This window comes from Prevotella disiens (assembly GCF_900454955.1).
GTDB lineage: Bacteria > Bacteroidota > Bacteroidia > Bacteroidales > Bacteroidaceae > Prevotella > Prevotella disiens.
The window spans coordinates 501,010-526,101 of record NZ_UGTL01000001.1 but is presented as its reverse complement, the minus strand read 5'-3'; the positions used below and the strand labels follow the sequence as shown (position 1 = coordinate 526,101).

Annotated in this window: 20 protein-coding genes, 2 tRNA genes, 3 rRNA genes and 2 pseudogenes; 8 read left to right on the top strand and 19 right to left on the bottom strand. The window is 39.7% G+C overall.

All coding sequences use genetic code 11. The features are described from left to right. The first annotated feature begins 172 nt into the window (after positions 1-172). Both DYI03_RS02190 and DYI03_RS02185 read left to right on the top strand, forming a co-directional pair. Complete coding sequence (locus tag DYI03_RS02190) at positions 173-622, top strand: DUF5053 domain-containing protein (RefSeq protein WP_021668380.1); 450 nt, start codon at positions 173-175, stop codon at positions 620-622. Positions 623-656: 34 nt separating this feature from the next. Next, positions 657-1,184, top strand: coding sequence for a YcxB family protein (locus tag DYI03_RS02185; protein ID WP_004356411.1), 528 nt, complete (start codon positions 657-659; stop codon positions 1,182-1,184). Between the two features lie 345 nt (positions 1,185-1,529). Here the strand turns inward: DYI03_RS02185 and DYI03_RS14010 are convergent. Continuing rightward, a pseudogene (locus DYI03_RS14010) lies at positions 1,530-1,729 on the bottom strand (hypothetical protein); the annotation flags it as partial. Between the two features lie 178 nt (positions 1,730-1,907). Here DYI03_RS14010 and DYI03_RS02170 point away from each other — a divergent pair. Continuing rightward, positions 1,908-2,288 (top strand): hypothetical protein, encoded by a 381-nt coding sequence (locus DYI03_RS02170; RefSeq protein WP_021669562.1) that lies wholly within the window; start codon positions 1,908-1,910, stop codon positions 2,286-2,288. 150 nt (positions 2,289-2,438) lie between these two features. After that, positions 2,439-2,906 (top strand): hypothetical protein, encoded by a 468-nt coding sequence (locus DYI03_RS02165; RefSeq protein ID WP_021670405.1) that lies wholly within the window; start codon positions 2,439-2,441, stop codon positions 2,904-2,906. Between the two features lie 110 nt (positions 2,907-3,016). On the opposite strand, the pseudogene DYI03_RS13380 reads toward DYI03_RS02165, so the two are convergent. From DYI03_RS13380 to DYI03_RS02145, 3 genes and pseudogenes are all read right to left on the bottom strand, one after another. Next, positions 3,017-3,210 (bottom strand): annotated as a pseudogene (locus DYI03_RS13380) (hypothetical protein); the annotation flags it as partial. A 267-nt stretch (positions 3,211-3,477) separates the two neighbouring features. Then, the gene (locus DYI03_RS02150; RefSeq protein ID WP_021670402.1) at positions 3,478-3,930 is read right to left on the bottom strand and encodes a copper resistance protein NlpE N-terminal domain-containing protein; all 453 of its coding nucleotides are present in this window, start codon (positions 3,928-3,930) and stop codon (positions 3,478-3,480) included. Positions 3,931-4,036: 106 nt separating this feature from the next. Continuing rightward, positions 4,037-4,375, bottom strand: coding sequence for a MerR family transcriptional regulator (locus tag DYI03_RS02145; RefSeq protein ID WP_004356393.1), 339 nt, complete (start codon positions 4,373-4,375; stop codon positions 4,037-4,039). 95 nt (positions 4,376-4,470) lie between these two features. Between DYI03_RS02145 and alaS the strand changes: the two genes are divergently transcribed. Next, positions 4,471-7,131, top strand: a complete 2,661-nt coding sequence (gene alaS, locus DYI03_RS02140) for an alanine--tRNA ligase (protein ID WP_025064694.1) — start codon at positions 4,471-4,473, stop codon at positions 7,129-7,131. Between the two features lie 93 nt (positions 7,132-7,224). Here alaS and DYI03_RS02135 read toward each other — a convergent pair whose 3' ends face one another. Together DYI03_RS02135 and DYI03_RS02130 are read right to left on the bottom strand one after the other, a co-directional pair. Next, positions 7,225-8,394: a MalY/PatB family protein gene (locus DYI03_RS02135; protein WP_025064693.1), complete on the bottom strand. Its 1,170-nt coding sequence runs from the start codon at positions 8,392-8,394 to the stop codon at positions 7,225-7,227. A gap of 4 nt (positions 8,395-8,398) precedes the next feature. After that, on the bottom strand, positions 8,399-9,244 hold the full coding sequence (locus DYI03_RS02130) for a DUF3737 family protein (RefSeq protein WP_021670399.1): 846 nt from the start codon (positions 9,242-9,244) through the stop codon (positions 8,399-8,401). Between the two features lie 383 nt (positions 9,245-9,627). Here DYI03_RS02130 and DYI03_RS02125 point away from each other — a divergent pair, with 383 nt between their 5' ends. After that, positions 9,628-10,533 (top strand): IS982 family transposase, encoded by a 906-nt coding sequence (locus DYI03_RS02125; protein ID WP_115367951.1) that lies wholly within the window; start codon positions 9,628-9,630, stop codon positions 10,531-10,533. A gap of 101 nt (positions 10,534-10,634) precedes the next feature. On the opposite strand, the gene DYI03_RS02120 is transcribed toward DYI03_RS02125, so the two are convergent. Then, a complete protein-coding gene (locus DYI03_RS02120) occupies positions 10,635-11,024 on the bottom strand; it encodes a hypothetical protein (protein WP_021668310.1) in 390 nt (129 codons plus the stop codon). Positions 11,025-11,100: 76 nt separating this feature from the next. Beyond that, a complete protein-coding gene (locus tag DYI03_RS02115; protein WP_147287658.1) occupies positions 11,101-11,541 on the bottom strand; it encodes a hypothetical protein in 441 nt (146 codons plus the stop codon). 168 nt (positions 11,542-11,709) lie between these two features. Here DYI03_RS02115 and DYI03_RS02110 point away from each other — a divergent pair, with 168 nt between their 5' ends. Next, positions 11,710-12,657 carry a hypothetical protein gene (locus tag DYI03_RS02110; RefSeq protein WP_021668308.1) on the top strand — a complete coding sequence of 316 codons (948 nt, stop codon included), beginning with the start codon at positions 11,710-11,712 and terminating at the stop codon, positions 12,655-12,657. A 139-nt stretch (positions 12,658-12,796) separates the two neighbouring features. Here the strand turns inward: DYI03_RS02110 and DYI03_RS02105 are convergent, their stop codons facing one another. After that, positions 12,797-13,789 (bottom strand): malate dehydrogenase, encoded by a 993-nt coding sequence (locus tag DYI03_RS02105; RefSeq protein ID WP_004356035.1) that lies wholly within the window; start codon positions 13,787-13,789, stop codon positions 12,797-12,799. A 757-nt stretch (positions 13,790-14,546) separates the two neighbouring features. Here DYI03_RS02105 and DYI03_RS02100 point away from each other — a divergent pair. After that, positions 14,547-15,014 carry a hypothetical protein gene (locus tag DYI03_RS02100; RefSeq protein WP_021669179.1) on the top strand — a complete coding sequence of 156 codons (468 nt, stop codon included), beginning with the start codon at positions 14,547-14,549 and terminating at the stop codon, positions 15,012-15,014. A 334-nt stretch (positions 15,015-15,348) separates the two neighbouring features. Here the strand turns inward: DYI03_RS02100 and DYI03_RS02090 are convergent, their stop codons facing one another. The 10 genes from DYI03_RS02090 to DYI03_RS02045 all read right to left on the bottom strand — a co-directional run bounded on the left by DYI03_RS02090 (position 15,349) and on the right by DYI03_RS02045 (position 24,976). Then, positions 15,349-16,158, bottom strand: coding sequence for a transporter (locus DYI03_RS02090; RefSeq protein WP_021669325.1), 810 nt, complete (start codon positions 16,156-16,158; stop codon positions 15,349-15,351). A 339-nt stretch (positions 16,159-16,497) separates the two neighbouring features. Beyond that, positions 16,498-16,610, bottom strand: a 5S ribosomal RNA gene (gene rrf, locus DYI03_RS02085). Positions 16,611-16,788: 178 nt separating this feature from the next. Next, positions 16,789-19,695: ribosomal RNA gene (locus DYI03_RS02080) — 23S ribosomal RNA — on the bottom strand. A 185-nt stretch (positions 19,696-19,880) separates the two neighbouring features. After that, positions 19,881-19,954 (bottom strand) — tRNA-Ala (locus DYI03_RS02075). A 30-nt stretch (positions 19,955-19,984) separates the two neighbouring features. Next, positions 19,985-20,058, bottom strand: a tRNA-Ile gene (locus DYI03_RS02070). Between the two features lie 147 nt (positions 20,059-20,205). Next, positions 20,206-21,736 (bottom strand): 16S ribosomal RNA (locus tag DYI03_RS02065). Together the 16S, 23S and 5S rRNA genes with 2 tRNA genes alongside form the textbook arrangement of a ribosomal RNA operon. A 583-nt stretch (positions 21,737-22,319) precedes the next feature. Next, the gene (locus tag DYI03_RS02060) at positions 22,320-22,688 is read right to left on the bottom strand and encodes a desulfoferrodoxin family protein (protein WP_021670328.1); all 369 of its coding nucleotides are present in this window, start codon (positions 22,686-22,688) and stop codon (positions 22,320-22,322) included. A 91-nt stretch (positions 22,689-22,779) separates the two neighbouring features. Further along, positions 22,780-23,688, bottom strand: coding sequence for a hypothetical protein (locus DYI03_RS02055; protein ID WP_021670327.1), 909 nt, complete (start codon positions 23,686-23,688; stop codon positions 22,780-22,782). Further along, positions 23,685-24,476 carry a hypothetical protein gene (locus DYI03_RS02050; RefSeq protein WP_021670326.1) on the bottom strand — a complete coding sequence of 264 codons (792 nt, stop codon included), beginning with the start codon at positions 24,474-24,476 and terminating at the stop codon, positions 23,685-23,687. Before DYI03_RS02050 ends, DYI03_RS02055 begins: the two co-directional genes overlap by 4 nt. Further along, positions 24,473-24,976: an RNA polymerase sigma factor gene (locus DYI03_RS02045; RefSeq protein ID WP_025064508.1), complete on the bottom strand. Its 504-nt coding sequence runs from the start codon at positions 24,974-24,976 to the stop codon at positions 24,473-24,475. The genes DYI03_RS02050 and DYI03_RS02045 overlap by 4 nt, the downstream gene beginning before the upstream one ends. Positions 24,977-25,092 lie beyond the last annotated feature (116 nt).

Below are 25,092 nucleotides of genomic sequence, written 5' to 3'. Positions count from 1 at the left end.
CGCTCTTTGCAGCCTTTTTTGTATCTTTGCAATTAAGATATGGCAGTATGCACTTAGAAATTAACGATATTTTCTTTTGCTTTCGGTTGCCATATCTTTGCAATGCTTATTGATACAAATGTAAATACCCCTTTGTAAAATTTCAAGCAACTTTAAACGCAAGATTATAAATATGGAAATGATTTTTATTTTAACTACCAAATTAGAAAATGGATACAAATCAACCTGTCCATTATTCCCAGAGTGGTCATTAACTTATAGTGGAACAGATTGGAATGAATTTGAAAAATACGCAAACGAAGAATTCATTAGACTTGTGCAAAAACAAAAGCAAAGTGGTAAAAAGATAGACGAATTACCAACAGAAGCATTTAAAATAAAGCACATAGTAACCTATTATGATGCGTTTTGCAAAAAGATTGATGATATTCTCTTAGCTGTTTCATGGCGAGAAGTAGCAGGAAACTATCTTCATAAAACTCCCAAATGGCTTTATGAGCATTTAAATGGCATTGATGATGAAAAGAATATAGTTGAATTTACCGAAGAAGAGAAACAAGAATTGAAACACGCTCTTACTGATTTAGCTAAAAGAATAAATGCAGCTGCAGATAAAATTTAAATACACTTGATGAGGATTTATTAAAAATACAAATATGGAACCATTATACCAACTCAAATTTCAGATGACTGCTGAAGAACATTTATTGTTCAACAGAGTAATTTTACGCCAACAATTTCACCTTCGCCGCAATGCAATCATCATTAATCTTTTCTTTCTTTTAGGCTTTCTTGGTTTCTGTATTGCTGCTTTTTTAACTTCTTCAACAGCATATATCGCAGCCACTCTCTTTTATTTGTGCTTTGGAATTTATTACAATTGGAAAATAACAAAGGGAGTAGACCGAAAAGCACAGAAAGCATACGAGCAAAACAAGGCACTACAAGACTTAAAAATTGCAACAAATTTCTTTACCGACCACCTCGAAATTATTTCAGAATATGATAACACGAACCTACCTTACGATAAAATTATCGAAAGTATAGAAACTCAAACACATATTTATCTTCTTATTTCAAAGGTACAAGGCTACTTAATTCCCAAGCAATCTATGCCCTCAGATTTTTCAAAATTTATTGAAACCACAGCAACAAAATACAATTGGAAGCAATCAAAATCATAATTTTAGCGACAGCAACAAGCCTATAATTGCTCCGCTTTCCCATAGATTATATGTCGTAATGGTTGAAGCGGATTTAGAATGAAGCGATTAAAGTAAAAATGTCTGCAACAAGTGGTTCTTGCAGACGTGTGATTGATGAAAAATAAAAGGCATATAGGTTTCTAAATTAAAAGCAAGATAGAAAAAAACAACCTATTTTAAAGTAAGAAACAACCTATTTTTTAATATACCTTAATTCCGCAGTATTTTTTCTTGTGAGAAAATTTTATATGTTGAGATGTCTTTTTGGGGCTCTATATGTTGATATGAGGTGCTTCGGTGTTTCTTGGGTCTTTTCTAAGCATAAAAGACTCCACCCAAACCAATGGAGAAGTATGAAAAACCACAAAAAATACTTCCATAACAGAATGCTTTGCCGCTACTTCCACGTTTACCAAATACAGATTCGGTAAGTTTTTCAAAGCTCAACTTTGAAAAACGTCCATGATGTGATAAATTCCACCGAAAGAAGTGATATTCTCGTTTTTAATTGCTACCTTTGCCATGTCAGATTTTTGCTTACTTGTTATGTTTGCAGCACCAAGATAGGTGAAATTTCTGACATATCCAAGTGTTTTGGGAACTTTGTTTCTCAGAAACTTAGAGTTCTCACAAGAATTTATGCTGCAGAATTAAGACATTATAAGATGCGAACACGAACTTACTTTTTAAGCCAGTACAATAATGAAATATTTTTTTATATTCGTGTTAGTATTATTCTCTTGTTCAGATCCAAGGGAAAAATTACCCTATAATTTGAGCGCACAAGTAGTTTATGAATATCCTGCGCATTTTGAGATAATAGATTCGCAAGGATTTCCTGTACTTGGGCCAGGCTTTAGATATACAAGGTCTTCCAGTTTTATAATTGCAACAACTATTGCCTATGGTTACAATAAAAGCGGTATAATAGTGCAGGTTACAGATAAACAAAAAAGAGTCCATTATTTAAAGACAGAGGTGAAAAAAATAAATAATGATTATAATATACTTTTCATAGAAATAAGTAACAAAGCTTTTAATAAAGAAAAAAAGAAATATAAATGGAAGATGGTTAGTATATAGTTATTATGGCTTATTTCTGACATATCCAAGTGTTTCGAGAACTTTGTTTCTCAGACACTTGGAGTTCTCACAAGAATTTATGCTGCGGAATTAAGGTGATAAATAAAAAAGATGAAAAGGGATGGGTTCAATAACTTCACAATCATTTAGATGGACAGAAACGTTGCAAATGAGACGATAATGAAATTGAAGAATTTAATATACAGTTGTATTGTATTTTTATTTGGCTGTAATTCTCCCCAAATAGAGAATACTTACTTTATTGGGAATTGGAAAGCTGATGACGGCGCTGAAATAATGATTAATAAAGATGGCACTTGTGTCTTGAAATCTCTAAATTATAACATTATAAACACTGCAACCGATGAATTAAGGAAATTAAATACAAATGGTACATGGAAGATTGAAAAGGACGTAAACAGTGGTATCCTTTTTGGAATTAATGAAGGTATAAAAATAACTTATGTTTTAGAAGATATGAGAGGGAAAGGTGGAATAATATTTTTTATTTCAGGTCAAGGCTTCAACGAGGATAATCCACCATGGGATTTATTTATATGGAAAGGTGATCCTGATGAAATGGTAAAATATAAATTTATAAAACAATACGATAAGTAATATGCTAACCTCAATTCCGCAGCATTATTCCTTGTGAGGTACTTTTATATATTGAAGTGACATTTTTGAGATTTATCCATTGATATGGGGATTTTATGTTTAGAAAAGACTCCACCCAAACCAATGGGGAAGTATGAAAAACCACAAAAAATACTTCCATAACAGAATGCTTTGCCGCTACTTCCACGTTTGCCCAATACAGATTCGGTAAGTTTTTCAAAGCCCAACTTTGAGAAACGTCCATAATATGATAAATTCCACCGAAAGAAGTGATATTCTCGTTTTTAATTGCTACCTTTGTCATGTCAGATTTTTGCTTACCTGTTATATTTGCAGCACCAAGATAGGTGAAATTTCTGACATATCCAAGTGTTTTGAGAACTTTGTTTCTCAGACACTTGGAGTTCTCACAAGAATTTATGCTGCGGAATTAAGGATATAAAGAAAATGGTCTATTTGTATTTCAAGATAAAGTGGCACAAAAAAGAGGTGGTCTGATTTTATCAAGACCACCTATCTTTACTTTTATAGATATGCTATTTCAAATCAATAGCAACTCCTTTCTACTCAATTACTTTACTAATTTCAAATCGTAGTTAAGACCTTTGATACCTGTTTCTTGCAAGTTTTCGTCCACCATACGGAGGGTTGAATCGTTAGCTTGGAGGAAGTATACTGTTTCGTCCTTACCCATTGCAAACTTAAAGCCTACTTTCTTAGTACCCTTTACATCTTTTTCGATTTTTTCAGCCTTACCAGTATAATTATAAACTAAATCTTTTCCCTTTTCAGCTTCAAGATATGTTTGTTTTACACTGAAACCATTGGTGCTATCGGCTGCCAATGCGATTTCGTAACGAATACCAGGGCCATCGGCTGCTGGAAGTTCACCTGCATAACGCATAGAATCTGTAGCTTCTACTTTTGCGCTATCGTTTGCTTCTGCACTCTTTTCTGTTTTACCTTTTTGTTGGCATGCTACCATTGTGGCGCAAGCTGCCATTAATACTAATACTTTCTTCATTATTCCTATAGATTAATACGCTGCAAAGATAAGTGATAGAAATGTATCCGAACAATTTCTCGTCTTAATTTTCTGTAACAAACCTTTACAAACATCATTAAATTTATCAAGTCAAGCTATCTATTTGCAATTTCAATGCTTTCAATTGGTCGCGTACTGACATGAGGCTTTCTAACACTTGCTGACTCTTATCAGCTCCACTACGGTTTTCTTGCAACATCTTTCTGGCAGCTGCAATTTTAAATCCACGTACTTTTACGAGGTTATAAATCACCTTTATTTGCTCAATATCCTTTTCAGTGTATTGGCGAACACGGTTTCCTGTGGTCTTAGGACGAAGGTGTGGAAACTCTGTTTCCCAATAACGAAGCAAACTTTCCGTTACATTCATCTCTTGAGCCACCTCTTTTATAGAGTAATAGAGTTTGTGCGATTTTTCTACCATTGTTCAATCATTTTCCAATTCATTTGCAAAAATAGTGAAAAGTCAGTATCTTTGCAACACTTTTGAATGAATTTTATAAAATTAAGAATATGAAGATGATGACAGCAAATGAAATCCGCGACTCGTTCAAAAAGTTTTTCGAGTCGAAAGGACACGTCATCGTACCGTCTGCACCTATGGTGATAAAAGATGACCCTACGCTGATGTTCACCAACGCTGGTATGAACCAGTGGAAAGATATTATCCTTGGTACGAAAGAACCAGAGCCACGTCGCCGTGCAGACTCGCAAAAATGCTTGCGTGTTAGCGGTAAGCACAACGACTTGGAAGAGGTTGGACACGATACTTACCACCATACCATGTTCGAAATGCTGGGCAACTGGAGTTTTGGCGACTACTTTAAAGAGAACGCTATCGACTACGCGTGGGAATATTTGGTTGAAGTTTTAAAACTCGACCCAAAGGATTTGTATGTTACTATCTTTGAAGGTAGCCCAGAAGAGGGCATCGCTCGTGATGACGAAGCAGCAAGCTATTGGGCAAAACATTTGCCAGAAGACCATATTATCAATGGTAACAAGCACGATAATTTTTGGGAAATGGGTGAAACGGGGCCTTGTGGTCCTTGCTCAGAAATCCATGTAGACTCTCGTAGTGCAGAGGAAAAGGCAAAAGTTCCTGGTCGTGAGCTTGTGAACAAGGACGACCCACAGGTGATTGAAATATGGAATATCGTCTTTATGCAATTCCAACGCAAATCGGACGGCACACTCGAACCATTGGCAATGAACGTTATCGATACGGGAATGGGGTTCGAACGTCTTGTAAGAATGTTGCAAGGAAAGAACTCAAACTATGATACTGACATCTTCCAGCCTACAATCAAAGAGATTGAACGCTTGAGTGGCAAGAAATATGGCTTTACTACACCATCGGGAAAAGAGGGAGAAGGCAAGACCGAACAAGAAAAAATAGACATCGCTATGCGTGTCGTAGCCGACCACATGCGTGCTGTTGCCTTCTCAATAGCTGACAGTCAGTTGCCAGGAAATGCTAAGGCTGGCTATGTAATACGTCGTATTTTGCGCCGTGCCGTACGCTATGCTTATACTTTCCTTGAACAAAAAGAAGCCTTTATCTATAAATTGCTCAATACTTTCATTCACGAAATGGGCAATGCTTATCCTGAATTGCCTGCTCAACGTGAATTGATAGCTCGTGTGATTAAGGAAGAAGAAGATTCATTCTTGCGTACTTTGGAGAAAGGTATCAACCTTTTAACCAATGCAATGGACGAAATGAAGGCGCAAGGCAAGACCGAACTCGATGGAAAAGAGGCATTCCGCTTGTTCGATACTTATGGTTTTCCACTCGATTTAACTGAACTCATCTGCCGTGAAAATGGTTTTACAGTTGATGAAAAGCAGTTTGAAGCAGAAATGGCACAACAAAAAGCACGCGCTCGCAATGCCGCAGTGGTTGAAAATGGCGACTGGGTAGTGTTGAAAGAGGGTGAACAAGAATTTGTTGGCTACGATTATACCGAATACGAATGCCACATTTTGCGTTACAGAAAGGTTACTCAAAAGAAAAATACCTTCTTTGAAATTGTCTTAGACCACACTCCTTTCTATGGCGAAATGGGTGGACAGGTTGGCGACCAAGGTGTTTTGGTTAGCGAAGACGAAACCATTGATATCATTGATACAAAGCGTGAAAACAATCAAAGTATCCATATTGTCAAGCAAATGCCTAAGAATGTAGAGGCTGATTTTATGGCTTGCGTTGATACAGACAAGCGTGATGCGTCAGCAGCTAACCATACTGCTACCCACTTGTTAGACTATGCGCTGAAGCAAGTGTTGGGCGACCATTGCGAACAAAAGGGTTCTTATGTTAGTGCTGATACTTTGCGTTTCGACTTTTCACATTTCCAAAAGGTAACTGATGAGGAATTACGCCAAGTAGAACGCATGGTGAACGACATGATTCGTCAAGATTTGAAGTGTGACGAGCATCGTAATACTCCATTAGAGGAAGCAAAAAAGATGGGCGCTGTAGCTTTGTTTGGCGAAAAGTATGGCGATAAAGTACGTGTTATAAGTTTTGGTCCTTCATGTGAGTTCTGTGGTGGTATTCATGCCACTTCGACAGGTCGTATTGGCTTCTTCAAAATCGTTAATGAAAGCAGTGTTGCAGCAGGTATTCGCCGTATTGAAGCACTCACGGGCGAACAATGCGAAGAAGCTGTTTATGAGCTTGAAGACACCATGCGTGATTTGAAGGCGATGTTCAACAATGCTAAGGACTTGAAGAGTGTTGTTGCAAAATACATTCAAGAACATGATGCTATGAAAAAGGAAATGGAAAGTTTCCGCCAACAAGCTGTTAGTCGTATGGCAAATGGTTTGGTAGAAAGTGCAGAAACCGTGAATGGCGTCAAGGTTGTCAAGGCTGTATTGCCTGTTGAGCCTGCTTCGGCAAAAGATATTGTCTTTAAAGTGCGTGAAGCAATCCCTGAAAAGTTGGTTTGCGTATTGGGTTCAACCCACGAAAACAAGCCTTTACTCTCAATTATGTTGAGCGATGATATGGTGAAAGACCATGAATTGAACGCTGGAAAGATTATCCGTGAAGCGGCAAAACTTATCAAAGGTGGCGGCGGAGGTCAACCTCACTATGCGCAAGCAGGTGGTAAGGATGTAGAAGGTGTATCGGCTGCGGTAGAAAAGGTAATCGAATTGGCTAATTTATAAACCTTTATCCGATTTTTATAACACAGAAAAGCGAATGAATCTCAATGGGTTCATTCGCTTTTTTATTGGGCTTAAATCTTGAAAGCTACTGATTTAAATTGCTTTCAATGTTTTCACAATACGTTTTATTCCTTCTTCGAGTGTGGCTTTTGGGCAGGCTATATTGATGCGAATGTAACCTTCGCCGTCCGTTTCGCCATACATCACGCCACTATTTACTTGCACTTTGCCCTCATGGAGCAACTTTTCGGTAAGCGCATCGGCTGAAAGTCCGCTTTTGCGAATGTCTACCCAAACCAAATAGGTGCCTTCTAATTTCATCACATCATAGTCGGGAAGTTCCTTTTCAAAGGTTTCGCATAGGAAGGCGTAGTTTTCAGCCAAATAAGGCATAAGTTCGTCAATCCAATCTTCACTGTCATTATAGGCAGCTTCTAAGGCTATCGGGCCAAAAGGATTGACATCGCAAACTTCGAAAATATTGATTGCACGATTGATGCGTCTATACCATTCTCTATTGGCGCAAATAATGTTGGCTATTTGCAGGCCTGCAATGTTGAAATTCTTGGTTGGCGAATTGAAAATGACACTATTACGCTTGCAATCTTCGTTCACGGTTGCAAACGGCGTAAAGGTATAGTCGGGCATTATGAGTTCACAATGAATTTCATCGCTAATTACTTTTACATCGTGGCGCATACAAATTTCGTTCATACGAGCCAATTCTTCCTTTGTCCATACACGTCCTGCGGGGTTATGAGGGTTGCAAAGGAGGAATAAAGTAGTTTTTTCGTCAGCACATTTGGCTTCAAAATCTTCCCAATCAACCACAAATGTGTTGCCTTCTCGCTTCAATGGATTTTCTAAAACCTGTGTTCCTTGATTGCGTATGCACGAAAAGAAACAATTGTACACAGGGGTTTGAATCAAAACTTTCTCGCCAGGCATCGCCAAAGCGTGGATTGTCGCACTGATGGCTGGAATTACTCCTGTGGTATAGATAATGGAATTGCGCTGAATAGTCCAATGATGGCGGCGTTGAAACCAATTGATGATAGCGTCATAATAGCTCTCCCCCACCATTGCATAGCCGAAAATGCCATGCTGAACACGCTTTTCTACGGCTTGGCGAATAGCAGGTGCAGCAGGAAAGTCCATGTCGGCAACCCAAAGCGGTATGATTCCGTCTTCCTTTTCTTCGTCCCATTTTACACAATTCGTTCCACGACGATTTACGATTTCGTCAAAATTATATTTTCCCATAGGTCTATTTTCGTTCTTCAATGACACACTCTTTGCCTTTGGCGTATTCATCGTAAGTGATAGCACCCACCTTGTCGGCAACAATTTTACCTGAAATAGGGTTCTTTACCTCCTTGATTTCGCCCTTAATTTGAGCGTCTATGTTGCGACTATCCTCAAAAATACGGTCGCAAGCTGCATCGAAAGTACAATTTTCCAACACAATTCCGTCAAGATAGCACAATGGTTGTTCACCCGAAATATGGCAGCGAACCAATTTAATGTTCTTACTATGCCATGCCAAATATTCGCCATTAAGTTCAGAATCGTAAACAGTTACGTTCTCACATTCCCAAAACGAATCTTTGGTAACAATCTTTGCGTTGTGAACTTCCACGTTCTTGCAATATTGGAACACATATTTTGCATCAGAAACAAGACCGTCAATGTAAATATTATCAGAGAACATAAAAGGATAAGTGCCTTCATGAAGTTCTACATTCTTCAATTTCAAGCCGTCAACTTTCCAAAATGTTTCGTCCGCATCGGTTATCTTTACGTTCTCAAGTTCAAGATTTTTCATTTCACGGAAAAACTTTGGACCATCAATCACACAGTCTTTCATGACCATATCGTTAGAATACCAAATGGCAGAACGTGAACCAGGTGCAAAATAACAATTGGTGATTACACTTTTATCGACATGCCACCAAGGGTATTTACCATAAAAGCGTGAATTATCGCACTCTAAATTCTCACAACACTTAATTCCTGACTCTCCATCAACAATCTCAATATTCTCCATGCGCAAGTTCTTTGCACCGAAAAGAGGACGTTCTCCTCCAAACTTCTTATCTTTTACTAATTCCATACCGATATGACTTTTTCCTTGAAAGCGTTAGTTTTTTATATATACTGCAAATGTACGAAGAAAAAATTATTATCCATTGGAAAATATTGAAATTATTTCAAAGAAATCTAAATAGCCTATTTTCAACATCAAAACAATAGGTTTAATCCTTCAAAACAGCCTGTTTTGAAAAAAATGGAATATGCTTTAAATTGTGTGGGCTTGATGTTAAACCTTATTTCTCGCACTTTCGGTAACTTCGTAGGGGTGTGATTGTTGAGCTTGCGAAAAAAATCAAACCTACCTAAATAACGTGAGTTCGATGAATTATAAGTGTCTATAAATTTGGTGATTAGCGAAATTTGTTGTAACTTTAAGGTGTTGATTTACAAACAAAAATCGCTATGATTACCGAGGACAAAGTTACTGAAATATTTTGTATGGCAGATGATTTCTGCAAGTTTTTTGATGCAATGGTGGCAAAATATACGCTAAAGCCTACTGGAAAAAGAAAGTATCATCGAGATTCCACGATGTCAAAGGCAGAAGTCATGCTAATAATGATTCTTTTTCACGACTCTGGTTATCGCTGCTTTAAACATTTCTATCTTGAAAAAGTATGTAAGCATCTGCGTCATTTGTTTCCTAAAATTGTCTCATACAACCGTATAGTAGAATCGGAAAGGGAGGTTGTCATTCCACTCGCTTTGTTTATCAAGAAAGTATTGTTGGGCAAATGCACGGGCATAAGTTTTGTTGACAGCACACCACTGCGTGTCTGCAAGAACCAAAGAATACATATTCACAAGGTTTTCAAAGGTATAGCCCAAAGAGGAAAATGCTCTATGGGTTGGTTCTTCGGTTTCAAATTGCATTTGATTTGCAATGAGAAAGGAGAGCTTCTCAATTTTATGATAACACCGGGAGATGTTGATGACCGTAAGCCTTTGGAATACAAAGCTTTTGTAGATTTCATATATGGCAAGCTGGTCGGCGACAAGGGGTACATCAGCAAAAATCTCTTCCAAAGGTTGTTTGTGGATGGAATACAACTTATTACCAAGCTGAAAAGCAACATGAAAGGAGCTTTGATGAGTGTTTCTGACAGACTCTTACTCAGAAAAAGAGCCATTATAGAAACTGTGAATGATGAGCTTAAGAATATTGCGCAGGCGGAGCACTCCAGACATAGATGCTTTGACAATTTCATTGTCAATTTATTGGGTGCTATTGCTGCCTATTGTCTGTTCCCAAAGAAGCCGTGTATCAATGTACAAAGGACTATTGACACACAGCTTGCTCTGTTCTAAATTCGTCGAACTCACGTTAAATAAAAGCGGATTTGCATCTTCGTAAAGATGAACAAATCCGCTTCCGCTAAATACTGAAATATATTCTTTTAAAAGTTGCCTTAGAACTTTTCAACTACCTTTTGTGCAGCTTCACCTTCGAAAACAAGGACTTCGGTGGTTGGCTTATAACGCAATTGGTCGTAATGATACAAGCATGCTGCCATGAAATTATGGTCGTCAGATATGCCCATTTCTACAAGATAATTGCCCAAACCTGTTTCTTGGAACTTGCTTACCGCTCCTGCTCGCTTTGCTATTTCGTCAGCAGAACCACGGAAAAATTGTTGAATACGTGCGCCTTCGTCGGCGGTGTATTCTTTCTTTTCGAACTTAATGGTACTCTGCGTGTTATTGTAAATTGCTTTTTTGCTGAACAAAGACTTTTTGATAGATATGCGTGAATCGTTAGAGAGAGCTGCGCTCATCTCCATACTATTTAAATTTGCCATGATTTTAAAATGTGTTTGTTGTTAATATTTGTGGGCATCATCTGCCCAAGTTGCTTTTTATCTGAAGGAAACGCTGTCAGATAAGAAGCCGCCGCAAACAAACGATATAGTAATCTGCTGGCGACAATAGCATGATAGCACTCGTAGGCGATGCCTGCAAGCCGCAATAATGCTTTTCGAACACATTTTTAAAGGTGAATAACAAGTGGTTACGCGTGGAGTTTTCGCCTACAACAACGGTTTGAGCAGGCACAACACGTTCAGAACGTGAACCACAAATACGTACAAATTCAGAAGCATCAGAAAGCGTTGCTTGGTCTTTCTGCTGACTTCTTGTGAACGTTAGCCATTGCAATGCTAAATCCTTGTCGTCATCTTGTGCAGATGCGGCATGGGTTTGCTGTGTGCCACCAAGGATAAGCAGCAAGAATAGCAATACGATATGTAGCCAACGTTGTTTCATAAAAGTGGTTGCAAAGATAAATGTTTTACTCCATTCAATGCGAAAATATTTCAAATATTTCTTCTTTTCATCTGAAATTAGTTACCTTTGGGGCTATATCATCTCATTTTTTGATAATGGTCGAACTCATTTTAGATAATGACCAAACTCGTTTCCAATAATAAACAAAACAAATTCCGATAACTAACGAACTCATTTTAGATAACGAACGAATAAAATTATATGAACATGACAAAAATAAAACTATTCCTTTTTATCTTTTTAGGCAGCTCCTTGCCTGTATTTGGACAAAGCACTTTCACCCTTTTGCCTAAGTTTCATGTAGGTGATACGCTTGTTTACAAGGCAAAAACGTTGAACAATCAGAATTTATTAAATGCTGTTCCAAATGCTAATGTTATAAGTAGAACATTTCAATTGATAGTGAAAAGCGAAGATAGTAATGGCAACCTGAAAGTAGATTATGTAATGAAAGACGTTGAAATGGGCGAACTTAACGAAGTTTTGAAACAGATTTCCATAGCTGAAAGAATAGAAAAATTCTTCAAAGAAGATATTTTAAGAATTCCGATTCAACTTACTATCAATCCTGCTGGACGTTTATTGAGCATTGATAACAAAGACGAAATAGCCAATATCTATATGGAAAGAATGTTTCCAATAGTCATTGAAATTGCAAAGAAAGCAAAGAAATACAAGCCTACCGATAAGGAAATACAGGAAGCAAAGGAGGCTATGAAAGAAAAATTTGATATTGAAAAAATGCTTGAAGAGATTCCTGGACTCTTTAAATATTATGGTCAGCCACTCATGGAAGGAAAATCAGAAACCGTTGATTCGGTTACAACCAAATACATTGTGGCACGAATGGACGATGGAACAACATGGTTGAAAACTGATATTGACCTTATGCACGGCAAAGAAGAGATAGAAGAAGCCAACCCTGGTGAGGAATTTCTATCGGAAGAGGGTGGTGAAGACAGCGAAGAAGATGAAGAGCCTTTCGAGTTAAACATGACCGCTACAATGAAAGAAGATTATAAATTTGATAAAGAAGGCATCGTTACCTACCTAAAAATCTTTGCTACGATAGAAATGGATAGCTTAGACGAAAATAATACAGATATAGAAGGTGGCACAGAAGCTACACTTCTCGAAATAAGGAGGTAAGAACTTTGGGATAAACTGGAACGCATTTTGGAAAAGGCAAACAAGTCCATCAAAACCATTGTTGATAAAAAAAGGCAGCCAACACATTTGTTAGCTGCCTTTTCTGATGAATCCACCTTAGTGGAATCTTATCCTTTCATTAGAGGTTGGCGTTGTCTTTCTTCCATTCTGCAACAGCAGGAATAATACCAAGACCTACAATTTCTTCACGCATCTTGCAAAGATGTTCGTAAGAAGCCTTCAAAGCTGCCATTTCTTCGTCAGTACCTGTTGGCAATTCATAGTGAACACCTGTAACATCGATAGTTGTTGGCATAGCCATCATAACGTTGTTAAAGCCAAGACGGTCGTCATTAACATAGCAACCAGCAGGGAGTGTGAATTTTTCGCCACCCATTGCAGCTTCAATCATCTTCACTGCATTATGTGCAGGGCTTTGGAATGAGCTACGACCACGCAACTTAATGATACGTGAACCACCTTGAATAGTGTCATGCTTGATAGCTTCCCAACGTTCAGCAGTAAGATTCATTTCTGACAAAGGCTTGCCGTCAATCTTAACTTTAGAAGCAAATACAGCCATTTGTTCGCCGTGTCCACCGTATGTATGTGCGCCAGTAACCTTATCTTGTTGTACACCGAACTCCAAAGCCAATGCTTGTTGCAAACGAGTAGAGTCGAGTGCAGCCAAAGAGGTGAGTTGGTTAGGTTTCAAACCTGAATGGATAAGCGCAGTGAGGGCTGTAACGTCAGCAGGGTTGAAAATTACAACAACGTGCTTAACATCTGGACAGTACTTTTTGATATAATCACCAAACTCAGCAGCAATCTTACAGTTGCCTTTCAATAAATCTTCACGGGTCATACCTTCCTTACGAGGCGCACCACCTGATGAGATGATATATTTAGCTCCAGTAAATGCTTCTTCAGGGTTAGTTGTCCAAGTTACGTTTGCACCAGGGAAACCACAATGAGCGATTTCATCTGCCACGCCATGAAGACCTGGTTCGAATATATCGTAAAGACATACATTAGGTGTAAGACCAAGGGTCAAAACACTTTGCGCCATGTTAGAACCTATCATACCGCCGGCGCCAACGATAACGAGTTTTTCGTTTGTTAAAAATGACATAATATTTTGCTTGTATTAATAATTAATTTTTGATATTATCCTAATCTTAATGATACCGCAAATTTACAGAAAAAGAAGCAAAACAGCGAATATTTTAAAAAGGATATATGTTATATATTGTCAAAAACAAGTTTTTGCTATCTATGAATTGCAAAATAATGGTCATAATTTCCGCTCTTTCTTTTAGATTACACCTTATATAATATAGGTATTAGGGAATTTATCCTTATTTCCGCAAACAATTTCCTTGTTTGTTTCAAAACTTGTTTGCGTTTCATTTAACCCTACGAGAAAGGTCGATTTGTCATTTTTTTGCTCAACTTACCACAAATAGGTTGGTTATTGGACACAAGTTCCCTTACCCATAGGGAATGGGGAAGATAAAATTCAGCAAAGAGTTTGAAGCTATTCTTTAAAAATATTGATATAATACTTTTTGGGTGTGTATAGGTTTAAGACGTATCTCCTTCCTTGTTCCATTTGGCAGGTACTCAGCAATACTAAAAAACAAGCATCATTGGTTTTCAATAAGTTACAGTCTTCTACCTCTGTGAATTTAGGCGAATTCTGGCATTCAGAAGAGTTTTTCGCTAATATCCCAAATTGTAAGTTACTGATGTTCAATGCTGACGATTGCCGAATAATCACTAATTAGTGCTTACAAAGTAAAAAAAAGACAAAAACCTTTGTCATAATACATAAAATTACTACCTTTGTATTGCTAAAAAGAGCATTTAATAACTAAATACACATAACAATGAAAAAGATATTATTTACATTACTTTTGACTTTTACTTGCTTGAATATTTCAGCACAAACAAAAAAAATACAAGATAGAGAATACTATATATATACTACATTTTTGTTTCCTTCAATAGAAATTAGTAAAGGTACATGGAAAGTTCCAATTATTAATCTTATTAGTTTTGAAGAACATCCATTCGTTTCAGAAAATAATAGACCATTATTATTCGATAGTGGCAAAGCTGCTCAAAATTACCTTTGCTTACAAGGTTGGGAAGAATTTTCTAAAGGAGATATATTTCATACATACAAAAAGAGAGTTACAAAAGAAGTCTTAGAAAGGGAAGTTGAAAAAAGTAAATCTTCTGCATCTTATGAAGAAGTTCTTAATGCGTATAATAGAGATATAAACAAATACCCATCTAAGGCAGGCTATAAAATGGTAGAAGTAGAAGGTCAAGTTGATATATCTGAAAAATAGCATTAATATATTACAAAGAGAGAAGGAGAGTGAGCAATCATTCTCCTTTTTGTATCTTTCAATGTATTATTCTGTATAACTATGGGGACAGTCGTAAAACCCAGTTGCTTCCCCTCTCCCCTCATGCACATAATTTCATAAGTATTTGTTAGCTTTGCATCATGAAGACCGAGCAATTGTTGCGTTGTATCTTTCCAGAGATACTCGCAGATTATTTTGATGTGATAGATTTTTAAGAAAACATTTAAGGCAGGTGCTGAAAAGCCTACAAAGGTTATTTCAGCACTTGCCTTAAATAAAGATAATATCTAAAATATACAACTATCGGTTTCTTTTAGTTCAGCAACCACGCCATACCTAAACCTACATTGGCGTATTTCGACGGCTCGTTAAGGTTGATGTCGCCATACAAATTTACTTGCAATCGTGGTGAAACCATATATGCAGCTCCAATTTCACTCATACAATTGAAGTGACTGGAACGCCCTGGCTTTGCCCAATCGTCCTGCTTCTGCGAGTTATACAGGTTGTAACTCTCTATGAAGAAACTCAGTTTATCGGTAGCTTGGTAGTTCAGACTGACACCGAAGAAGATGTTGGGATTATCTGTATCACCACTCCACTCGGCACCAACGTCGTAGCCTAAACTGAAAGAATTGCTGAGTTCGTTCTCAAAAAGCAAGTGTGTCTGTATGCCAACGTGTTGCGGAAGATAGTGGGAACGACTGCCACCAGGAAGAAGAAGCGTTCCAAGGAACGACATCTTGGGTAGCGCACCATTGCCGTCAGTTATCTTAATCTTGGTTCCAATGGCAGCTGCCGAAATTCCAGTGTAGTTGTTCTCAGGCGTATGTGTTGTACTCTCATCTATCTGAAGACGAAGTTCGGCATTAGGGGTTACACCCATTCGGAAAGTGGAAGTATTGATAACCCACGTGCGTTCGTGCGCTCCATTCCTGCGGTTCCATTCGTGTGAGAAGCCTGTTTCCCAGTCAATCTTCCACAGAGGCATAATGTCTGGTCCCGTGGTAGCCCCAGGACAATCGGGCGAGAAAGTGTTATCGTTCTGTGCGTTCGTTCCGACAGCAGGGAGGAACAGCAACAACAGGCAAATAATAATCTTGTAGTTTGTTTTCCTTTTCATCTTATACTATTATTGTGTTGGGTGCAAAGTTGTGCCAATGCACCTATGAAGCATACCAATTGCTCAATAGAATTTATTGCTTTATTGTCCTTCTTTACTCTATTTATTTTACAAATATAAACGTTTCTTCCTATATAGCCTAACTTTTTATAAGAAACTTCATTTTATAAAATATACTTCAAGGAAAAAGGTGGGATTACTTTGGGGTCAGTAGAAAAAAGGTGGGGACATTTTCCTACTGAGCCGTTCCATCTCTACAACGTGTGCGGTATCAACTACTACACCCCAATAAAACAAAAAAAAGCCCCGACTACTTATTGTAATCGAGGCTTTAATGAAAAAAGGCAGCTACCTACTCTCCCACATTGCATTGCAGTACCATCGGCGCAATTGGGCTTAACTTCTCTGTTCGAAATGGGAAGAGGTGGAACCCCAACGCAATAACCACCTGATTAAATCGGCAAGAATAAATCTAATAAATCATAATTATCAAATCTATCTCGTATAGGTGACAATTTCCACAAGCAATAACTTTATCAGTAAATCTAAATATTTAGCTTTTATGATTTACAAATTCTTTACTATATGAATCAGATTCCTAATTCGATACAACTAAAAGTATAATCCAACGAATGAAAGTTTTGGGCAATTAGTAGTGCTCGGCTTTGACATCGCTGTCTTTACACCTACACCCTATCAACGTCATAGTCTATGACGACCCTTATAAGGAGTTCTAATCTTGCGGAAGGCTTCGCACTTAGATGCTTTCAGCGCTTATCCATACCAGACTCAGATACCCGGCGGTGCACCTGGCGGCACAACCGGTAAACCGGAGGTCTGTCCACCACGGTCCTCTCGTACTAGTGGCGGCACCACGCAAAACTCCAACGCCCACGATAGATAGAGACCGAACTGTCTCACGACGTTCTGAACCCAGCTCGCGTGCCACTTTAATGGGCGAACAGCCCAACCCTTGGGACCTTCTCCAGCCCCAGGATGTGACGAGCCGACATCGAGGTGCCAAACCACCCCGTCGATATGAGCTCTTGGGGGGGATCAGCCTGTTATCCCCGGAGTACCTTTTATCCTTTGAGCGATGCAGTTTCCATACACTTGCACCGGATCACTATGCCCCAGTTTCCTGCCTGCTCGGCATGTCTGCCTCCCAGTCAAGCACCCTTATGCCATTGCACTCTATAAGGTCGGTTACCAATCGACCTGAGGGTACCTTTGGAAGCCTCCGTTACGCTTTTGGAGGCGACCACCCCAGTCAAACTACCCACCAAACAATGTCCTCACTTAAAGCGAGTTAGACCTCAGACAGCCAAAGGGCCGTATTTCAAGGATGGCTCCACAGATACTGGCGTACCCGCTTCAAAGCCTCCGGCCTATCCTACACATCGGATGACCAAGGTCAATGCTAAGCTGTAGTAAAGGTTCACGGGGTCTTTTCGTCCCATCGCGGGTAATCGGCATCTTCACCGATACTACAATTTCACTGAGCTCATGGTTGAGACAGCGTCCAGATCATTACACCATTCGTGCAGGTCGGAACTTACCCGACAAGGAATTTCGCTACCTTAGGACCGTTATAGTTACGGCCGCCGTTTACTGGGGCTTCAATTCAAACCTTCGGGATAACCCTAAGCTCTCCTCTTAACCTTCCAGCACCGGGCAGGTGTCAGGCTGTATACATCATCTCTCGAGTTAGCACAGCCCTGTGTTTTTGTTAAACAGTTGCCTGGACCGATTCTCTGCGCCTCCTTAAACTAATAAGGAGGACCCCTTATCCCGAAGTTACGGGGTCAATTTGCCTAGTTCCTTAACCATGAATCTCTCAACGCCTTAGTATGTTCTACCCGACTACGTGTGTCCGTTTGCGGTACGGGTTGCATAAACATAATCGTAGCGGATTTTCTAGGAAGTATGATTACCTGTACTATCAACAGTTTCCGAAGAAACTATTGTACTATAAATCTTCAGCTCAAGGTGTGGATTTGCCTGCACCTATCAATGCCTAAAATCGTTAACGCCCATTTCCGTCAGGGCGCGACAGTGTCACTACTCCGTCTCCACGTAGATGAATATGCAAGTCACGGAATATTAACCGTGTCTGCCATCGCTATCGCCATTCGGCTGAAACTTAGGACCCGACTAACCCCGGGCTGATTGGCATAGCCCGGGAAACCTTAGTCTTACGGCGAGGGGGAATCTTACCCCCTTTATCGTTACTTATACCTACATTTGCGTTTCTATACGCTCCAGGATCAATCACCATCACCATTCAACGCATATAGAATGCTCCCCTACCGATACTTTTTTTAATACTATCCCGCGCCTTCGGTATCTGACTTCATACCCGATTATTATCCATGCCCGGACCCTCGACTAGTGAGCTGTTACGCACTCTTTGAATGAATGGCTGCTTCCAAGCCAACATCCTAGCTGTCACGGGGACCAGACTTCGTTAGACTAACTTAGACAGAATTTGGGGACCTTAGACGACGGTCAGGATTCTTCTCCTCTCGGGGACGGACCTTAGCACCCGCCCCCTTACTGCACAACTACTAACCAATAGCATTCGGAGTTCGTCAGGTCTCGATAGGCGGTGAAGCCCTCTTGACCTATCGGTCGCTCTACCTCTAATGGTAAACATTGCACGCGGCACCTAAATGCCTTTCGGGGAGTACGAGCTATCTCCAAGTTTGATTGGCCTTTCACTCCTACACTCAACTCATCGGGAAGCTTTTCAACGCTTATCCGTGCGGTCCTCCATTCCGTGTTACCGGAACTTCAACCTGGTCAAGTGTAGATCACTTGGTTTCGCGTCTACCCCATCCAACTAAACGCCCTATTCAGGCTCGCTTTCACTACGGATACAAGGCTTAACCTCTTAACCTTGCTGGACATGGTAACTCGTAGGTTCATTATGCAAAAGGCACGCCGTCACATAAATAATATGCTCCGACCGCTTGTAGGCGTATGGTTTCAGGAACTATTTCACTCTCCTAATAGGAGTGCTTTTCACCTTTCCCTCACGGTACTGGTTCACTATCGGTCTCACGGGAGTATTTAGCCTTACCGGATGGTCCCGGCTGATTCACGCAGAATTACTCGTGCTCCGCGCTACTCAGGATACCACTACGCCTTAATTGGTTTCGAATACGGGACTATCACCCTCTATGGAAATCCTTTCCAGAATTTTCTTCTCACCGCATAAGTACGATAGCGTGGTCCTACAACCCCTATGGCGCATTGCTACGTCATAGGTTTGGGCTGTTCCCCGTTCGCTCGCCACTACTAGGGGAATCATTAAATTATTTTCTCTTCCTACAGGTACTAAGATGTTTCAGTTCCCTGCGTTCGCCTCCTAACCTAAATGCTAGGATAACACTCCTTCAAAGTGCTGGGTTGTCCCATTCGGAAATCCTTGGATAAAAGGTTATTTGCACCTACCCAAGGCTTATCGCAGCTTATCACGTCCTTCATCGCCTCCGTGAGCCTAGGCATCCGCCATACGCCCTTAATTACTTTCTATTCGCTGCTTCAATAAAAATATAAATATTCTCATCAAAGCATAGCTCATACTTTTAGCTGTATATTGAAATCGTAAAAGTTAAATTACAAAAAATCGTAATTACTGTTTTAGTTTACTTTACAGTCTTGCTTGTGTCAATATGTCAAAGAACTCTATGCAAACATTATAAAATGTTTTGCAAAAGTGGAGAATAACGGATTCGAACCGTTGACCCCCTGCTTGCAAAGCAGGTGCTCTAGCCAACTGAGCTAATCCCCCGAAAAGATGAAGTGAACACTCTATCAAGTGTAGTCCCAGGCAGACTTGAACTGCCGACCTCCACATTATCAGTGTGGCGCTCTAACCAACTGAGCTATAGGACTGAGTTGGGTATGAGCCGAGTGGCTTCTACCGTGGCTTCCTTCATTTCTCTATTTTAGTAAACAAAGATGCCAGTACAAGAGAGAAACAAAACTTATCAAAAGTATGATGTCTTATCTCACAACTTCCAAGGTATCTATCCTCTCCAGAAAGGAGGTGTTCCAGCCGCACCTTCCGGTACGGCTACCTTGTTACGACTTAGCCCCAATTACCAGTTTTGCCCTAGGTCGCTCCTTGCGGTTACGAACTTCAGGCACCCCCGGCTTTCATGGCTTGACGGGCGGTGTGTACAAGGCCCGGGAACGTATTCACCGCGCCATGGCTGATGCGCGATTACTAGCGAATCCAGCTTCGTGAGGTCGGGTTGCAGACCTCAGTCCGAACTGGGACCGGCTTTAAAGATTAGATTACATTTACATGAAACCAACATTCTGTACCGGCCATTGTAACACGTGTGTAGCCCCGGACGTAAGGGCCGTGCTGATTTGACGTCATCCCCACCTTCCTCACACCTTACGGTGGCAGTATCCTCAGAGTGCCCAGCATTACCTGATGGCAACTAAGGAAAGGGGTTGCGCTCGTTATGGCACTTAAGCCGACACCTCACGGCACGAGCTGACGACAACCATGCAGCACCTTCATAGGAGTCCCGAAGGACCTCAACATCTCTGTATCGTGCTCCTACAATTCAAGCCCGGGTAAGGTTCCTCGCGTATCATCGAATTAAACCACATGTTCCTCCGCTTGTGCGGGCCCCCGTCAATTCCTTTGAGTTTCACCGTTGCCGGCGTACTCCCCAGGTGGGATGCTTAATGCTTTCGCTTAGCCGCTAACACCAGGTGCTAACAGCGGGCATCCATCGTTTACTGTGCGGACTACCAGGGTATCTAATCCTGTTCGATACCCGCACCTTCGAGCTTAAGCGTCAGTAACACTCCCGTAAGCTGCCTTCGCAATCGGAGTTCTTCATGATATCTAAGCATTTCACCGCTACACCATGAATTCCGCCTACGTTGTGTGTACTCAAGTCAGCCAGTTCGCGCTGCAAGTCAGATGTTGAGCATCTACATTTCACAACACGCTTAACCAACCGCCTACACTCCCTTTAAACCCAATAAATCCGGATAACGCCTGGACCTTCCGTATTACCGCGGCTGCTGGCACGGAATTAGCCGGTCCTTATTCGAATGGTACATGCAAAACATTACACGTAATGTCGATTATTCCCAAACAAAAGCAGTTTACAACCCATAGGGCCGTCATCCTGCACGCTACTTGGCTGGTTCAGACTCTCGTCCATTGACCAATATTCCTCACTGCTGCCTCCCGTAGGAGTTTGGACCGTGTCTCAGTTCCAATGTGGGGGACCTTCCTCTCAGAACCCCTACTGATCGTTGCCTTGGTGAGCCGTTACCTCACCAACAAGCTAATCAGACGCATCCCCATCCTATACCGATAAATCTTTAATTCAAATCAGATGTCATCAATGAATATCATTGGGTATTAGTCCGTCTTTCAACGGGTTATCCCCAAGTAAAGGGCAGGTTGGATACGCGTTACTCACCCGTGCGCCGGTCGACGTCCAAAGGGTGCAAGCACTCTTTGCCGTTTCCCCTCGACTTGCATGTGTTAAGCCTATAGCTAGCGTTCATCCTGAGCCAGGATCAAACTCTCCATTGTAAAATCTCTTTATAGAAAGTATTTCAAAACAATTAAAATAATCGCTAAGAAATAAATTTGTATCTCTGCTCGGGACAAATATCCTTATATTGAAAGTATCAAGTTTAAAACACCACTTTAAGATTTATAAAAATCCTAAGAATTGATAGGTTCGTTTCTATTACCCATCTCCTATTAAAAAACAGAAGATGACTCTTGTACTACTTCTCTGTCTATGTAAATCTTTTCAAAGAACGCTTTCTTTTTGCCTTTATTCTTGCACCGTGTGGCGTATTTCGTAAAAGCGAGTGCAAAGGTATAGATTTTTCCAATACGCTCCAAATAAATTTAAAAGAAAATTGAAAATTTCTTGGATTTGTCGGCGAGAATTGATTTAAATCAACGAAAGAAAAGAGCCATACCTTGTTATATTATAAGGGACGAGGCAGACGAGGCGGACTTGTCGGACGGGGCTGACGCGGATAATAAGTTGGGAAAAAGAGAGAAGAAAAATAAAAAGAAATGAGAAAAAGAAAAGGAAAGAAAAAGAAAAAAGCCACCCAATATTTGAGCAGCTTTCTACTTATGGTTGGTTATTTATTTTTTATTTTGACCTCCACAATCCGTGAAGATTGCAATATTCGCGAGCATAAACTTCTTTTGCATCGGTCTTAAATTCAGCAACAGGTTTGTCTGTTGGTTCAAGATATTTGCGGAGAACTTCGTTATTATCTGTAATGAGCTCAATCCATTGAATAGAATGTGCCTCTGTCATAGGGTGTTCAACCTCACCTACTGTTACACGATATCCGCCTTCAATTTTTTCTACAACAGGAACATGCTTTTCTGTTGCTGCGTCAGTTGTATTTTCAACTACCTTTTCCAAACTGCAAAAGTCTTTACCTGATGGAACTATCACTTCTACGATATTGTTACACCCTGAACACTTATAAATTTCGTTTCTTTTCGTCATAATGATTTTCTATTAATGTTTTTGTACCGCAAAGATAACGAATAATTTCTAAACGTCCAAAATTATTTTGTAATATTTCCAAAAAATATCCTTATAAGTTCTTCATTGCATTCAAGAGCATATTCTTTAAGAATTTATCTTTTACCTTTGCTCGCAACTTTTCAACTTCATTTTTCACCAGTTTTTTTGTATCTGCATCTAACTGATCTACATTTTGGCAAAGGTCGTAAATGGTTGAAACATAATAAGAAGTTTGAATACCATTGGGAATCCTATAAACCAAATCTCTCATACCATTAAAATTCGAAAGCCATTCCGTACTACTCAATTCTGAAGCCAACTTATGCACTCCATTTATTTCGTAATAAGTATTACTTCTTTCCGTTTTCGAGAAATAATTTCCAATTTTATCAGCATTGTATCTCTTCCGAACGTCCTTATTAACATCTATATATTTTGCTCCCATTCGCTCAAAATCATTGAATGAAAGTCTATAATTTGTTTTTCTATAATTCGGTTTTAAAGAATAACAACTAATAATCTGTCCTATGGTTGTACCCTCTTCTTTGTCAGTCCACTCCATGACACAACTATATCGGCGAGTAGAATCGTTCGGGTCGGTAAAATTCTGCATCATCGTGTTGTCGTACTTTTCCCCAACAAACGCCTTTGTGTCTTCAGGACCACGTAAAGCATAAGAAGCAAGTGTTGTTCCTTTCTTCAAAGTTGTAACCTGATAAGCCATATCTGCATCTTTATTAAATGCTTTTTTTATAGCCTCCAAATCCTTTTTATCGGCAGCTTTGAGCGTAAACGTATAGATTTTCAGAAAATCTTTCTTCGTTTTATTTTTGTCTTGCTCCGCTCTATACTCATTTTTCAACACATCGTGTTTATTCAAAAAGTTATCAAAAGCCTCTTGAATATGTTTTTGTGCCATTGCACCTACTGGCATAAACAATAAAGTTGTTGCTGCCAAAATTGATTTTAATTGTTTCATAATTCAATAATATTTTTAGATTTAGAACTGCAGTTTCTTTGATAAATTGTACCATCTTCATCGTAAATCACTCGTATACCCTGTGCCTGTTGGCTTGCAACATACACATTAGTTTGGGCTTGAGCTATTTCCTTATTTATATTTTCTATATTGCGTACAATCTTTATGCGCTCTTCATCAGAAATTTCCATATTCATTTCCTCTGCAACACGCTCTGGAGTAGATTTCAATTCTACCCGAACAGGGTTGTTTTTAGCCACTTCCGTTGATTTTTTACCAACCGTTTGCACCAAAATTTCCTTCTCTACCCCACTCGCTTTCTGAACGATTGGCATTTTTTCAGAACCCTTATCAGAAGTTTTCACTCCCATTTCTTCGGTTTTATCAACTGGAACGTGATAAATCACGCCCCTACAGGGTGAAGTTTTCGCTCCTTTTTTTTCTATTTTAGAAACCATTGCCATTGTCGTCTGCCCCATGTTTTCAATATTTTTCTGACTAAAATACCAAATGATAGCACCGCCAACAAACAGTAAGACACTCGCTGCAACGGCTATTTGTCGCCATATTCTAAAACCAACTTTTGCTTTTTCAGAAAGAACTTGTTGTTGCGTTTCCTCCATTCCGTTATCGAAATAGGCAAACATAGTTTTATAATCTTCCCACTCAGCAGGTACATTTTCTTCAGAACGAAAATACTCAGCAAGCTGGTTTTCTTCCTCAACGCTCGTTTTTCCCTCCATAAATAGGTCGAGCAAAACGGCTATTTTTTCTTTATTATCTATCATTTTCCGTTCCTCCTTTTTATTTTTTCCAACAAATGGCGGCGCGCTCTGGCAAGCAAAGTAGAGACCGATGCAACAGAAATATCCAATAAACGAGCAATTTCTTCATTCGTTCGTTTCTCCACCTGTCGCATATATAATATGGTATGCTCCGTTTCGGGCAACTCTTTGATGCGTTGTTCCAACCATACCACCATTTCTTGCGATTCCAAACTATCGGTTGGCAGCAACCCCTCATCAGCAATTTGTTCGGTTTCCTTACTTTTTACCCATTGTCTATGCTTTTTGCGCAATTCATTCAATGTCAAATTATGCGCCATTTTCACTGCCACCGCCTCAACAGAACGAAACTTATTCAATTCGTCGTGCATTTGCCAAAGGCGAAGCATAACGTCCTGCGCTATGTCTTCCGCCTCTGTTTCCGTTGCCCCTTTCTGCCTACTCGCTTTCAAAGCACGTTGGCGCAAGCGAGGAGCAATCTTTGTAAATGCGTTTTCGTTCATATTCATTTTATGGTCTACGCTTATAAGACACACTTCATACCGTTTTTCAAACGTTGATTAACATAAATTCAGAACAAAGATAGGGGCTTTAACTTTAAAATACAATATATCCAGCT

Bases quoted from the DNA above. Each gene is read 5' to 3' on its own strand.
- DYI03_RS02060 (WP_021670328.1), bottom strand. From the start codon at position 22,688: ATGACGAAAAGAAACGAAATTTATAAGTGTTCAGGGTGTAACAATATC.
- DYI03_RS02170 (WP_021669562.1), top strand. From the start codon at position 1,908: ATGAAATATTTTTTTATATTCGTGTTAGTATTATTCTCTTGTTCAGAT.
- alaS (WP_025064694.1), top strand. From the start codon at position 4,471: ATGATGACAGCAAATGAAATCCGCGACTCGTTCAAAAAGTTTTTCGAG.
- DYI03_RS02190 (WP_021668380.1), top strand. From the start codon at position 173: ATGGAAATGATTTTTATTTTAACTACCAAATTAGAAAATGGATACAAA.
- DYI03_RS02100 (WP_021669179.1), top strand. From the start codon at position 14,547: ATGAAAAAGATATTATTTACATTACTTTTGACTTTTACTTGCTTGAAT.
- DYI03_RS02055 (WP_021670327.1), bottom strand. From the start codon at position 23,688: ATGAAACAATTAAAATCAATTTTGGCAGCAACAACTTTATTGTTTATG.
- DYI03_RS02125 (WP_115367951.1), top strand. From the start codon at position 9,628: ATGATTACCGAGGACAAAGTTACTGAAATATTTTGTATGGCAGATGAT.
- DYI03_RS02105 (WP_004356035.1), bottom strand. From the start codon at position 13,789: ATGTCATTTTTAACAAACGAAAAACTCGTTATCGTTGGCGCCGGCGGT.
- DYI03_RS02045 (WP_025064508.1), bottom strand. From the start codon at position 24,976: ATGAACGAAAACGCATTTACAAAGATTGCTCCTCGCTTGCGCCAACGT.
- DYI03_RS02135 (WP_025064693.1), bottom strand. From the start codon at position 8,394: ATGGGAAAATATAATTTTGACGAAATCGTAAATCGTCGTGGAACGAAT.
- DYI03_RS02165 (WP_021670405.1), top strand. From the start codon at position 2,439: ATGGACAGAAACGTTGCAAATGAGACGATAATGAAATTGAAGAATTTA.
- DYI03_RS02185 (WP_004356411.1), top strand. From the start codon at position 657: ATGGAACCATTATACCAACTCAAATTTCAGATGACTGCTGAAGAACAT.
- DYI03_RS02110 (WP_021668308.1), top strand. From the start codon at position 11,710: ATGAACATGACAAAAATAAAACTATTCCTTTTTATCTTTTTAGGCAGC.
- DYI03_RS02050 (WP_021670326.1), bottom strand. From the start codon at position 24,476: ATGATAGATAATAAAGAAAAAATAGCCGTTTTGCTCGACCTATTTATG.
- DYI03_RS02150 (WP_021670402.1), bottom strand. From the start codon at position 3,930: ATGAAGAAAGTATTAGTATTAATGGCAGCTTGCGCCACAATGGTAGCA.
- DYI03_RS02090 (WP_021669325.1), bottom strand. From the start codon at position 16,158: ATGAAAAGGAAAACAAACTACAAGATTATTATTTGCCTGTTGTTGCTG.
- DYI03_RS02120 (WP_021668310.1), bottom strand. From the start codon at position 11,024: ATGGCAAATTTAAATAGTATGGAGATGAGCGCAGCTCTCTCTAACGAT.
- DYI03_RS02130 (WP_021670399.1), bottom strand. From the start codon at position 9,244: ATGGAATTAGTAAAAGATAAGAAGTTTGGAGGAGAACGTCCTCTTTTC.
- DYI03_RS02145 (WP_004356393.1), bottom strand. From the start codon at position 4,375: ATGGTAGAAAAATCGCACAAACTCTATTACTCTATAAAAGAGGTGGCT.